Annotated in this window: 9 protein-coding genes; 3 read left to right on the top strand and 6 right to left on the bottom strand. The window is 32.3% G+C overall.

What is annotated here, in order from left to right; all coding sequences use genetic code 11:
- Window positions 1-361 precede the first annotated feature (361 nt).
- Together B4H69_RS05045 and B4H69_RS05040 are read right to left on the bottom strand one after the other, a co-directional pair.
- Window positions 362-850: a hypothetical protein gene (locus tag B4H69_RS05045; protein WP_180906383.1), complete on the bottom strand. Its 489-nt coding sequence runs from the start codon at window positions 848-850 to the stop codon at window positions 362-364.
- A gap of 176 nt (window positions 851-1,026) precedes the next feature.
- Entirely contained in the window at window positions 1,027-2,052 is a 1,026-nt protein-coding gene (locus B4H69_RS05040; protein ID WP_180906384.1) for a M28 family peptidase, read from the bottom strand.
- Between the two features lie 140 nt (window positions 2,053-2,192).
- Between B4H69_RS05040 and B4H69_RS05035 the strand changes: the two genes are divergently transcribed.
- Both B4H69_RS05035 and aspS read left to right on the top strand, forming a co-directional pair.
- On the top strand, window positions 2,193-4,100 hold the full coding sequence (locus B4H69_RS05035) for an amino acid permease (protein ID WP_180906385.1): 1,908 nt from the start codon (window positions 2,193-2,195) through the stop codon (window positions 4,098-4,100).
- Between the two features lie 120 nt (window positions 4,101-4,220).
- A complete protein-coding gene (gene aspS / locus B4H69_RS05030; protein WP_180906386.1) occupies window positions 4,221-5,978 on the top strand; it encodes an aspartate--tRNA ligase in 1,758 nt (585 codons plus the stop codon).
- 305 nt (window positions 5,979-6,283) lie between these two features.
- Here aspS and B4H69_RS05025 read toward each other — a convergent pair whose 3' ends face one another.
- The 4 genes from B4H69_RS05025 to B4H69_RS05010 form a co-directional block, all read right to left on the bottom strand.
- Window positions 6,284-6,877: an RNA polymerase sigma factor gene (locus B4H69_RS05025; RefSeq protein WP_038336347.1), complete on the bottom strand. Its 594-nt coding sequence runs from the start codon at window positions 6,875-6,877 to the stop codon at window positions 6,284-6,286.
- A gap of 472 nt (window positions 6,878-7,349) precedes the next feature.
- Window positions 7,350-8,354 (bottom strand): type I glyceraldehyde-3-phosphate dehydrogenase, encoded by a 1,005-nt coding sequence (gene gap, locus B4H69_RS05020; protein ID WP_180906387.1) that lies wholly within the window; start codon window positions 8,352-8,354, stop codon window positions 7,350-7,352.
- 31 nt (window positions 8,355-8,385) lie between these two features.
- Window positions 8,386-9,369, bottom strand: a complete 984-nt coding sequence (gene pfkA, locus B4H69_RS05015; RefSeq protein ID WP_038336350.1) for a 6-phosphofructokinase — start codon at window positions 9,367-9,369, stop codon at window positions 8,386-8,388.
- A 72-nt stretch (window positions 9,370-9,441) separates the two neighbouring features.
- Window positions 9,442-10,095, bottom strand: coding sequence for a DUF4294 domain-containing protein (locus B4H69_RS05010; protein WP_286501234.1), 654 nt, complete (start codon window positions 10,093-10,095; stop codon window positions 9,442-9,444).
- 61 nt (window positions 10,096-10,156) lie between these two features.
- Here B4H69_RS05010 and B4H69_RS05005 point away from each other — a divergent pair, with 61 nt between their 5' ends.
- Window positions 10,157-11,248: a M42 family metallopeptidase gene (locus B4H69_RS05005; RefSeq protein WP_219034484.1), complete on the top strand. Its 1,092-nt coding sequence runs from the start codon at window positions 10,157-10,159 to the stop codon at window positions 11,246-11,248.
- The last annotated feature ends 125 nt before the right edge of the window (window positions 11,249-11,373 follow it).

The raw sequence follows: 11,373 nt of genomic DNA, 5'->3' as shown, positions 1-11,373 counted from the left end.
TGCTAAAATTATCAAAATGCATGACGGGTATATAGATTACATATTTCTAATTAGATAAAAGATATTAAATAATACCTAATTTCAGGTAAAAGACTACTTTCTTTAGGTTCAGGAGTCAATTATTTTATTATTTAAGCCTATTAGTTTAGTCAAGAACTTAAAATTTGTGGTTAAAAACCTAAAAAAATAAGTAATAAAGCTAAAAATTTAAGTTTAGAACTATGAATTTATATTTCATAACCTAAATGAAGGAGTAAATAACTAAAAAATAGAAGTGAAAAATACAAACAATATAGTCTCTAAATCAAAAAGAAGAGTAAATCAATACAATTTACTCTTCTTTATTAAATAATAGATATTATTACATAGTATCTGGTGATGTTGAAGTAGAACCTCCTTTTTTCTTTGCAAAAAATTGACTTATTTCATTCCGTTTTGTTTCGTAACCAGAGACAGAAGTGCTTGCTTTATAGGTCGTATAAGCATAATCTGTAAGTGCAGCTTGATAATTATCAAAATCGTGCAAAATTTTAGCATTACGTAGTTGAGTCGTAATATTTTCTAACTGAGAAATTAAAACTTCTAGATTTTGTCGACTTGTATAATCTTTTGCAAATTCTATCCAATTTACTTCTGGAGAAGATAATTGTGGTTGATTTTGAAAATAATCATATACTTTATGAACGATTAATTTATTTTTCTCATTAATACTTCCATATTTTTGGCGTTCGTTTGACGTTAGGTTAATATCAATTTCTTTGACGGCTAAAGCGAGTTGTTCTATTGCTGTTTGTGCTTGTTTTATTTTATCAGTAGATAAGTGTTTGTTGTTTAAGTTTGTGATTGGCATAGTTTTTAGATTTATATTAATACCTAAATATATAAAACGAAATTTATTTTATCCGTTTATAATCAATTAATTACGTTAGTTGATTGTCTGCAAATAATTCGATATAAAAATTAACAATAAAAAAAAGCATTTACTTAAATGTAAATGCTTTTAGGAATGTATTATAATTCTCTCAACTATCTTGTCGAAGGCATTGGAGATTCTTTGTCTACAACTGGTCTATTTTCGGCGTTTGCTAAAATCCAAATTGTATTGAAAGCTAATTTTGTACGACGCGTCAATAAATCATATTCAATTTTATCTGGCGTATCGCCTGGTTTGTGGTAATCATCGTGAACACCGTTAAAAAAGAAAACAGATGGAATGTTATGTTTTGCAAAGTTGTAGTGGTCAGAACGATAATAAAAACGATTTGGATCATCTGGCGTATTGTAACGCATATCCAAATTAATTCCCAATCCATTGTTTGCAGCTAAAACAGCTTTGTGTAAGTCAGAAGACAACATTTCAGATCCAATAACATACACAAAATCTCTTGTTTTTTCGTTGTGCTCATAATCTACGCGCCCAATCATATCAATATTAACATTTGCAATTGTATTTGCTAAAGGAAAAATTGGATGCTCCGAATAATATTTAGAACCCAATAACCCTTTTTCTTCACCAGAAACATGTAACAATAAAACCGAACGTTTTGGACGGATTCCTTTCTTCTCAGCTTCGCGGAAAATACGACCAATTTCCATTACTGCAACAGTTCCAGAACCATCATCATCAGCACCAGGATACAATTTTCCATCTTTGATTCCGTCATGATCATAATGAGCAGAAATTACTACAATTTCTTCTGGTTTTTCTGAACCTTTGATGAATCCCATTACATTTCTCATTTGACCTTTTACTCGACTAAAAGTAGCAGCAGGAATAATTTGGAAATAATTATTATTTGGACCATTAATTCCTAATTCTTTGTAATAATTTGAAATGTAATTCCCCGCTTTTATTTCTCCTTCCGTACCAGCATTTCTACCTTCCATATCAGGCGCAGCAATAATATAAAGCTGTTTTTTTAATTCCGCTTCAGAAATTTTATCTGTATATTTTACAAGACTCTTTTGATATTTCTCCTGAGAAATTGGTTTTGTAGAATCACAACTTACTAAAGTAGCAGCTAAAGCAATTGCAAATAAAAATTGTTTCATGTTAATTTTTTGAATTAAATTTAAAATTAATCTAACCAAGCAGAATAAAAAAGAAAATTTGAATAAAAAACCAATATTTATACGGATTCTATCCGATTTTGGGATTGTCTTTTTTATATTTGCCCGTTTTTAAATAAATTATGTCACAATTATTCAGAAAAAAATCTGTCGAATCCATTTTAGCAGAGTCTGCAAAGAACACGTCTACAATGAAAAGAACCTTAGGTGTTCGAGATTTAACAGGTTTTGGTATCGCCGCAATTGTTGGAGCTGGTATTTTTAGTACCATTGGTCGAGCAAGTTTCGAGGGCGGTCCAGCAGTTATCTTCCTTTTTATTTTTACGGCAATTGCCTGTGGTTTTACAGCTTTTGCTTATGCAGAATTTGCTTCGTTAGTGCCTGTTTCGGGTAGTGCGTATACCTATAGCTATGTTGCATTTGGAGAATTATTTGCTTGGGTAATTGGTTGGGCATTGATTATGGAATATGCGATTGGGAATATTGTGCTCGCGATTTCGTGGAGTGATTATTTTACCACCTTGCTCTCCGGAATGGGATTACATCTGCCAGAATGGATGACAATGGATTATTTTACGGCGAGAGAAGGTTTTGAATTTGTTTCGAATGAATTAGCGAAAGGTAAAACATTAGAAGGAATTGCGAATTCGCCTTATGCACAAGAAATCCCAAAATATTTAGCTTTCAAAGATGCACCATATTTAGGATTCAATTTAGTGGTGGATATTCCTGCATTAATCATTACTTTTTTGATTACAGCTTTGGTTTATCGCGGTATTAATGAATCGAGAAAAGCAAGTAACGCAATGGTTGTGTTAAAATTAGCAGTGGTGCTTTTGGTAATTGTGGTTGGCGCTTTTTATGTGAATCCAGATAATTGGAATCCTTTTGCACCGAATGGAGTAGGAGGCGTTTTGGCTGGAGTTTCGTCTGTTTTTTACGCTTATATTGGGTTTGACGCGATTAGCACAACTGCGGAAGAATGTAAAGATCCGAAGCGAGATTTGCCTCGTGGAATTTTTGCGTCTATCATTATTTGTACTGTTTTATATGTGCTGATTGCTTTAGTAATTACGGGAATGGTTCATTATTCTGAATTGAATGTTGGAGATCCTTTGGCGTATGTTTTTGATAAAATTCAAGATTTAAAGTGGTTGGCAGGAATTATTGCTTTTTCGGCTGTAGTAGCGATGGCGAGTGTATTTATTGTTTTTCAAATTGGGCAACCTCGTATTTGGATGACAATGTCTCGCGATGGTTTATTACCAAAGAAATTTTCTACTATTCACCCAAAATTTAAAACACCATCTTTTGCGACTATTTTTACTGGATTTGTTGTAGGTATTCCTATTTTATTTACAGATTTAGAATTGGTTGTTGATGCTTGTTCTATCGGAACTTTGTTTGCTTTTGTGTTGGTTTGTGCGGCTGTACTTCGTATGGATGCTGATCCAAATGCGAAAAGAGGAAATTTTAAAACGCCTTTTATCAATGCAAAATACATTATGCCAATTGTAACTGCGGTGATTGTATTTTTATGCGCAACAACGTTTAAAGATGATTCGATTGATTTCTTTACGAATAAACCGCAACCTATGCCAGTTGAACATTTTGTAAGTTCGTTAACGCCAAAAGAACTAAAAGATTCTTATGCAACAATTAATGAATTAACAGGATCTGAAATTGAATTTTTGGATGATTATTTGGCTCAACTATCACCAGAACAATACAAATCTACTTTGAGCAAATTGCCAGTTTATGAGGATAAGAAGATGGAAAAAGGTTGGGATGTTTTCAAACACAAAATTCCAATGATTCTATTCTTAATGATTTATGTTTTTATGGTTGTTAGAACGTTTTTCAAAAGAACTTCTATTATTCCACTTGCAGGTATGTTATGTTGTTTTTATATGATGGCACAATTAGGATTAAAAAACTGGATGATTTTCTTGATTTGGATCGCAATTGGTTTGACAATTTATTTTACATACGGTTATAAACATAGTAAGTTGAGAAATCAAAATTCATAATAGTAAAAAAGCGATTCAATTTTGAATCGCTTTTTTCTTAAAATTATTTCATCAAAAAAGTTATATAACTTCTTTATTTCACCTCAAAACTCTACCTTTGTCTTATAAATTTGACGACAAATGTTTAGAACTCATACTTGTGGTGAATTAACACAAGCCAACATTAATGAAAAAGTAACGTTAAGCGGTTGGGTATCAACGCTACGTGACAAAGGTTTTATGATGTGGATCGATTTACGTGATCGCTACGGAATCACACAAATCATCTTAGATGAAGAACGTTCTTCGAAAGAATTATTTGAAACTGCTCGTCATTTAGGACGTGAGTTCGTAATTCAAGTTACAGGAACTGTAATCGAAAGAGCTTCAAAAAATCCAAACATTCCAACAGGAGATATCGAAATCTTAGCAGAAAACATTACAATTTTAAATGAATCTGCATTGCCTCCATTTACAATCGAAGATAATACAGATGGTGGAGAAGATATCCGTATGAAATATCGTTATTTAGATATTCGTCGTAATCCAGTAAAAGAAAAATTAATCTTCCGCTCTAAAGTTGCGCAGGAAGTTCGTAAATATTTAGATGCACAAGAATTTGTAGAAGTTGAAACTCCAGTTTTAATCAAGTCTACACCAGAAGGTGCACGTGATTTTGTGGTTCCATCTCGTATGAATCCAGGTGAATTTTATGCATTACCACAATCGCCACAAACATTCAAACAATTGTTAATGGTAGGAGGTCTTGACCGCTATTTCCAAATTGTAAAATGTTTCCGTGACGAAGATTTACGTGCAGACCGTCAACCAGAGTTTACACAAATTGACTGTGAAATGTCGTTTGTTGAACAAGAAGATATCATGAATGTTTTCGAAGGTTTAGCAAAACATTTATTACATACATTCAAAGGTTTAGAATTTGATCAATTTCCAAGGATGACATTTGCAGAAGCAATGCGTCGTTATGGAAATGATAAACCAGATATCCGTTTTGGAATGGAATTCGGTGAAATTACAGACTTAGCGAAAGGAAAAGATTTTAAAATATTTGATGAGCAAGAATTAATCGTCGGTATTGCTGCTGAAGGATGTAATTCTTACACGCGCAAAGATATTGATAAATTAATTGAGTGGGTTCAACGTCCTCAAATTGGGGCAACTGGACTTGTTTGGGCACGTTACAACGAAGACGGAACGTTTAAATCTTCTGTAGATAAATTTTATTCACAAGAAGATTTAGCTGCTTGGGCTGAGCGTATGGATGCAAAACCAGGTGATTTGATGTTAGTAATGTCTGGTAATACAAATAAAGTACGTGCGCAATTATCGGCTTTACGTATGGAAATTGCAGAACGTTTAGGTTTACGCAATCCAGAAGTTTTCGCACCTTTATGGGTTGTAGATTTTCCATTATTAGAATGGGATGAGGAATCTGAAAGATATCACGCAATGCATCACCCATTTACTTCTCCAAAACCAGAGGATATGGAATTAATTGCGACTAATCCAGGTGAAGTTCGTGCAAATGCATATGATTTAGTTTTAAATGGTAATGAAATCGGTGGAGGTTCTATTCGTATTTTCGATAAAGAAGTTCAAGCAAGAATGTTCGAATTATTAGGATTTACGCCAGAACAAGCAGAAGCGCAATTTGGTTTCTTAATGAACGCTTTCAAATACGGAGCGCCACCTCACGGAGGTTTAGCATTCGGTTTTGACCGTTTTGTATCGATTTTAGATGGTTCTGAAACAATTCGTGATTACATCGCGTTCCCTAAAAATAATTCAGGTCGTGATGTTATGATTGATGCGCCTTCTCCAATTGATCAAACACAAATGGATGAACTGAATATTGCGTCAACATTTGTTGCAAAATAAAAAGAAAAAATTTCTATAAATATTAAAGACTACTTAGATAAGTAGTCTTTTTTTGTTTCAAATTATAGATATATAAAAAGCCTAAAATGTATAACATTTTAGGCTTTTCTAATCTTTATTAAAGATAAATTAATTTAAATTAATGATATAATCCTCATGTAATATCGTTGATTTAACAAACTTAATTGACTTTGAAAAAGATAATATTTTGATTATAGTAAATTGTTGTGGTTCTTGATTTTCAGAATAAAATTCAATCATAAAAACTTATTTTACTTAAAACGCTAATAAGATAAGTTTATTTTTTAATCAACTGTTAAAATAATGTTATTATTTTCAATTACTTTTCTAAGATTGATAATAGCATATCGCATTCTTCCTAATGCTGTATTTATACTAACATCAGTTTCTTCTGCAATTTCCTTAAAACTTAATTCTTTAAATATTCTAAGTTCTAATACCTCTCTTTGATCTTCTGGTAACTGAGTGACTAAATTTCTTAAATCATTTTCAATTTGTGATTTAATGATTTTAGTTTCAGAACATTCATCACTGATACCAATAAAGTCAAAAATATTATATTCTTCATTGTAACCAACAGTTTCGCTAACCGTAGGCATTCTTTTGTTTGATCGAAAATAGTCAATAGTTAAATTGTGAGCAATACGCATAACCCAAGGCAAAAATTTACCTTCTTCGTTATATCGTCCACCTTTTAATGTAAGGATTACTTTGATAAAAGTGTCCTGAAATATATCTTCAGTTACGTCTTTATCTAAGACTTTAGAGTATATAAAACTATAGATTCTTCCTTTGTATTTCTCTATCAATGTTTCTAAAGCATTTTCATTACCTCTCAAATAATCTTGGATTAATAAAGAGTCGTCTTCATAGTTCATAGTAGCAATTGTTAATTTTTAAAGTAGAATTAAATCTATAGGCTGTATTTTTTTGTTTATTCAAATATAGGTAAACAAAAATTTCTTACAAGTTTTTTAACATAATTATTCATAATTTTTTTTAAAAATTTCTTAAAAAAATAAATAATTGTTAATTTTTGCTATTATGTATAATAATGTATTCACTTTATTGTGGATTTAATAAAGCTATAAATAAGAGTTGTATAGAATTAATTTAGATGAATTGTATTCTTAGAACTCATTTTTTGTATTTTAACATTTGATAAAGATTTAGAGAAGGATAAAATTTTATCTATGGTTGATTTTTTTGGACCTAAAGTTTTTAATTCTTTTTTCATGTAAGTGGTTTAAAAAATTAAAATCAAATATTAGTCCACAATATTAATTTATTGTAAAAAAGTCTTCTCAATCTGAGAAGACTTTCTAAAATAAACTATTTTTTAATCTAGGATTAAATCTTTGCGATGTGTTGAACTAAATCAACTACTTTGTTTGAGTAACCAATTTCGTTGTCATACCAAGCAACTAACTTAACGAAAGTAGGGTTTAGCATGATACCAGCTTCTGCATCGAAAATAGATGTTCTTGTATCACCTACGAAATCTTGAGATACAACAGCATCTTCTGTGTATCCTACAATTCCTTTCATATCTCCTTCAGCAGCTTCGCGCATTACTTTTTTGATTTCGTCGTAGTTTGTTTCTTTTGCTAATTTAACTGTTAAATCAACTACAGAAACGTCAACTGTTGGTACACGGAAAGACATTCCTGTTAATTTTCCGTTCAATTCTGGAATTACTTTTCCAACTGCTTTTGCAGCACCTGTAGATGATGGAATGATGTTTACCATTGCGCTACGTCCACCTCTCCAATCTTTCATTGATGGTCCGTCAACTGTTTTTTGAGTTGCAGTAGTTGCGTGAACTGTAGTCATTAAAGCTTCCACAATTCCGAAATTTTCGTGAATTACTTTTGCTAATGGTGCTAAACAGTTTGTTGTACAAGAAGCGTTAGAAACGATTGTATCTTCTGCTGTCACAGATTCGTGGTTAACCCCCATTACAAACATAGGAGTATCATCTTTAGAAGGACCTGTTAAAACAACTTTTTTCGCTCCAGCTTCGATGTGTTTTCCTGCAGTTTCTTTTGTTAAGAATAAACCTGTTGCTTCGATTACGATATCAGCTCCAACTTCGTCCCATTTCAAGTTTGCTGGGTCTCTTTCTGCTGTAACGCGAATTGTTTGTCCATTAACAATTAAGTTTCCGTTTTCTACTTTAACTTCTCCGTTAAATTTTCCGTGAACCGAATCATACTTTAGCATATAAGCTAAATAATCAACGTCTACTAAATCGTTAATACCTACGATTTCAATATCGTTTCTCTCAATAGCAACCCCGAAAACAAGGCTACCAATTCTTCCGAATCCGTTGATTCCAATTTTAATTTTTGACATAGTATATATAATTTCCCTTTATATTAAATGTTTAAATCGCTAAAATATTAGCTACTTTGATTAACTCTTCGTCAATCTCATTGTGTTTTTTGATGGCTTCATCTATCGCTGTAAATACAACTTTATTAGAGCGAATTCCAGCCATAAGATTTGTTTTTCCTTCTAATAAACCTTCTACAGCAGCAATTCCTAAACGACTTGCTAAAACGCGATCGTGACAAGATGGAGAACCACCACGTTGTATGTGTCCTAAAACAGTTACACGAATATCATATTCAGGATGACGATTTTGAACTTGTTTTGCTAATTCAAAAACTCCACCTAATTTTTCACCTTCTGCAACTACAACGATGCTTGATTTTTTTCCAGATTTTTCTGAACGTTCCAAAGAAGAACATAATTCTTCGACGCTATCACGCTGTTCTGGAATCAAAATATCTTGTGCACCTGAAGCAATTCCACTATTTAAAGCAATAAAACCTGCATCACGTCCCATAACTTCTACAAAAAATACACGATCATGTGAAGTTGCTGTATCTCTTAATTTATCAATTGCATCAATGACAGTATTCAAAGCTGTATCATATCCAATTGTAAAATCTGTTCCAAAAATATCATTGTCAATTGTTCCCGGAATTCCAATAAATGGAACACCAAACTCTTGATGAAAGATATTTGCTCCTGTAAAAGAACCATCTCCACCAATTACAACTAAAGCATCAATGTTATTTTGTTTTAGATGATCGTATGCTTTTTGACGACCTTCTGCAGTTTTGAATTCTAAAGAACGAGCTGTTTTAAGGATTGTACCACCTTGATTGATAATGTTTTTTACCGAACGAGGTCCAAGTTCAATCATATCATTGTTAATCAAACCTTCGTAACCTTGACGGATTCCTACTGATTTGATATCGTAGTACTTACATGCTCTTACAACGGCACGTAAGGCCGCATTCATTCCAGGCGCATCACCTCCAGAGGTTAATACACCAATTCTTTTTATATTGTTTCCCACGTTTTTCCCTTTATTAAATCAAATATAATAAAAAATCAGAATATTATTATAATTGGTAGTATGAAAGATAAATTAATCTTCGTCGACAGGTTTTAACGTTCCGTCTGCAAAATCTCGTTGAAGAATAACTGCAATATACAAATCTTCTCGAGTTCGCTTCGGATCATAAGTTTGTTTCAGATCAATATTAAATGCGCCACTTGCAGCTTGATAAAGAAAAGCATTCAATCCGCCACGTAATTCTTTTATAATATCGTATGTTGTTTTATCGGTTTCTTTATAGATTAATTTAGTAAGAATTTGTCCTCGAGAGCTTGACATATTTTTTAATTGATTCTCAAATTGATCAGCTAAATCCTTTTGACGAGATTTAATAAAACGTTTTTTGTCTCGTCTTTTATCCATAGTTTGAATCGTATCCGATACATAATTATATTCTCTAACAGCAGTTCTTACATAGGGCCAAACATCGCGAACACGCTTTCTTAACCATAAATAATACTTTTTTTCTAAATCAGTTTTTAAATGAACCGAATAACTATTCATTTCATTAAGATGTATTGTGTCTAAAGGATTAAAAGCAAATTCATCTAAATTAATTGAATCATTTTTAATTTCTTGTGCAGGATTTTTTCCACCTAAATCTAACCCAAAAATTTGAGCATTAACATTAGATAATCCAATAAAAGTAAGTAGTAAAGTTATATGATAGATATAAAATTTCATATCAGAATTAGTTCAAAAATTGTTCCTAAAATTAGTACATTTGTTAGATAAATAAACTAAAATGAGTACAAATAATTTGTTTGATCAACAATCTTTGGATTTTTTGACAAAATATTTAAATACAGCATCACCTACAGGTTTTGAAAGTGAAGGACAAAAAGTTTGGATGGATTATATCAAACCATATGTAGATGAAGTAAAAACAGATAATTACGGATCTGCTTATGGCGTGATTAATCCCGAAGCGAAGTATAAAGTTGTGATTGAAGCGCACGCTGATGAGATTTCTTGGTTTGTGAATTATATTTCTGATGACGGATTGATTTATGTGATTCGTAACGGAGGATCAGATCATATGATTGCGCCTTCTAAAGTGGTTAATATTCATACCAAAAAAGGAATTGTGAAAGGTGTTTTTGGTTGGCCAGCAATTCATTTGCGTCAAGCAGGAAAAGACGAAGCGCCAACTCCAGATAAAATTTGGATTGATACAGGTTGTACATCGAAAGAGGAAGTTTTAGAACTTGGAATTCATGTTGGTTGTGTGATTACTTATCCTGATGAATTTTTTACGTTGAATGACCGTTATTTTGTTTGTCGTGCGATAGACAATAGAATGGGAGGGTTTATGATTGCTGAGGTTGCACGTAAATTGGCAGAAAATAAAGATCAATTAGATTTTGGTTTATACGTTGTAAATGCGGTTCAGGAAGAAGTTGGATTGCGTGGTGCGGAAATGATTACGCAAACAATTAAACCAAATGTTGCAATTATTACGGACGTTACACACGATACAACGACGCCAATGATTACAAAATCGAAAGAAGGTGAGCAAAAATGTGGTGATGGTCCTGTTGTTTATTATGCGCCAGCTGTGCAAAATAATGTGCGTGAATTAATTATTGATGCAGCTGAGAAAAATAATATTCCTTTTCAGCGTGCGGCTAGTTCTCGTGTAACAGGAACGGATACAGATGCTTTTGCATACAGTAATGGTGGAGTACCTTCGGCTTTAATTTCGTTGCCGTTGCGTTATATGCACACAACTGTTGAAATGGTTCATCAAGCTGATGTAAAAAATGTCATCGAGTTGATTTACGAATCAGTGAAAACAATTAAAAACGAACAAAGTTTTAAATATCATACTGTTTAAAATATAAAGTGATTAAAAAAGAAAAGGCTGTTTTACGACAGCCTTTTCTTTTTTAATATAGATTAATTATTTATATAAAAAACGTCCCTACTACTTCACTTTACTTTTGATCCACTTCGCAACGG

This window comes from Empedobacter sp. UBA6745 (assembly GCF_002453775.1).
GTDB lineage: Bacteria > Bacteroidota > Bacteroidia > Flavobacteriales > Weeksellaceae > Empedobacter > Empedobacter falsenii_C.
The sequence above is the reverse complement of the archived record's forward strand: the minus strand, read 5'-3'. Positions and strand labels throughout refer to the sequence as shown.

Excerpts from the sequence above, each read along its gene's own strand:
- B4H69_RS05045 (WP_180906383.1), bottom strand. The coding sequence starts at position 850 with ATGCCAATCACAAACTTAAACAACAAACACTTATCTACTGATAAAATA.
- B4H69_RS05040 (WP_180906384.1), bottom strand. The coding sequence starts at position 2,052 with ATGAAACAATTTTTATTTGCAATTGCTTTAGCTGCTACTTTAGTAAGT.
- B4H69_RS05035 (WP_180906385.1), top strand. The coding sequence starts at position 2,193 with ATGTCACAATTATTCAGAAAAAAATCTGTCGAATCCATTTTAGCAGAG.
- aspS (WP_180906386.1), top strand. The coding sequence starts at position 4,221 with ATGTTTAGAACTCATACTTGTGGTGAATTAACACAAGCCAACATTAAT.
- B4H69_RS05025 (WP_038336347.1), bottom strand. The coding sequence starts at position 6,877 with ATGAACTATGAAGACGACTCTTTATTAATCCAAGATTATTTGAGAGGT.
- gap (WP_180906387.1), bottom strand. The coding sequence starts at position 8,354 with ATGTCAAAAATTAAAATTGGAATCAACGGATTCGGAAGAATTGGTAGC.
- B4H69_RS05010 (WP_286501234.1), bottom strand. The coding sequence starts at position 10,095 with ATGAAATTTTATATCTATCATATAACTTTACTACTTACTTTTATTGGA.
- B4H69_RS05005 (WP_219034484.1), top strand. The coding sequence starts at position 10,157 with ATGAGTACAAATAATTTGTTTGATCAACAATCTTTGGATTTTTTGACA.